Consider the following 1,499-nt stretch of genomic DNA (forward strand, 5'->3'; position numbering starts at 1 on the left):
AGGAAAATGCTGGAAATAAAAAATAAGTCGCTTACCTCTCACTCAAACTTTAATAAGATAAACTCTAATGTGAATGCAAATTTGTCTAAGGAGGATTTTCAAACCCTCTTTTTGGCGCAAAACAAAAATGCAGAAACGAAAAACAATTCTTTAAAGAATGAGGATTTAGCAAATTTTGCTTTTTTAAAAATGAATGATTTTCAGACATTAGCACCAAACAACAATAAAGCAACACTTTTTGGATATAGTGTTGATGAAAATGGGTTTATGGGGGCAGATTTTAATAAAAAAGCAGGATTGCCTAGTGATTTTAAGATACATAAAGAAACACTACAAAAAATGCACAAAACTTATGCAACCCCTAATACAATGTCTATGCCAAGCGAAGAGAGCGCAAACTTCACGCTTCAAAATGGCGTATATTATGCGGGTGCGATGCCACTTGCTAATGGGCAGAGTTATTTTAATAAACTTGATATTGCAAGCGTTTTTAAATGGGCTTACACTCAATTAGAGCCACTCATTAAAGATTCTACAAAAAACGCTTATAATTTGAGAGAATTACAGGAACATTTTCCTGCTGGAATTGCGTATGATAGTGGGGAGATGACTAAAATTTATCAAAATCAAGAAGAGCTAGAATCTGCAATGCGCGAAAAGGATATATTATTTAATTTGGGATTAAGCAATGGGGCTAAAAGTTTATTTTTTGTTTTTGAAAAGGACGGCAGCATCAACGAATCTGACCTTTATATGTGTGATGAATCCTTTAGTATTAAACAATACATTAACGAAAACAACATTTCCAAAGAGGGATTGCTCGTAGCTTTTATGGCACAACAAGGAGCAGTGTTTAAAGCGCAATCGCCCGAAACAATAAAGAGCGAATACCAAAAAGCATTGGAAAATTTTGAGAAGTTTTATTATGGTGGCGATAGTGTAAGGAACTATAATGCTATAAAAGCTGGAGATTTAAGTATTGATGATTTCATAAAATCTAGTCTTGAATGCAATTTGTGGCTTTACTACTATTTTATGCAAGGCAACAAAGAGCCCCATTTGCTACCTAGCAAAATGAATTTACAGGGATATTTAGAATGGGATTCCTGTACTCCTAAACAAGAACAACGCTACCAAGCCCTAAACAACCAAGATTTTATGGATTATCTTAAAACAACTATTAAGGCTATGGTAGGATAAGGTTATTTTGTGTAGGCATAAGTCTTTGTAAATTTGCTTATAAATGGCTGTCTAAGGAGTTTATTTGTATTCTTATCTCTCACTTCTAGCCAACTCTTTTGATATTGCCCAGAGTAAGACCAAGAATATTTTAATTGATACCTATGAACAAGATAGAGTGATTCTGTATTGGGGTTGATAGCTTTAATATAATCATTATACAATGAACTACCTATAGCTTCTGTGATTAGATAGTAGTTATTTGTATATAAACCATATTTTCTTTCTGTCCTCACATATGAAATTGCTCCCCCCACAAC

At 33.6% G+C, this 1,499-nt stretch carries 2 protein-coding genes; one reads left to right on the plus strand and one right to left on the minus strand.

The genetic code is table 11. The annotated features are described in order from the left end of the window. On the plus strand, window positions 1-1,200 hold a 1,200-nt coding region (locus tag Q1553_RS00140), incomplete at its 5' end, for a Cj0814 family flagellar-dependent secreted protein (protein ID WP_300842643.1). A gap of 2 nt (window positions 1,201-1,202) precedes the next feature. Here the strand turns inward: Q1553_RS00140 and Q1553_RS00145 are convergent. Beyond that, the coding region (locus Q1553_RS00145; protein WP_300842644.1) for a hypothetical protein at window positions 1,203-1,499 on the minus strand (297 nt) is incomplete at its 5' end.

It is taken from the genome of Helicobacter sp. UBA3407 (assembly GCF_949747025.1).
GTDB lineage: Bacteria > Campylobacterota > Campylobacteria > Campylobacterales > Helicobacteraceae > Helicobacter_D > Helicobacter_D ganmani.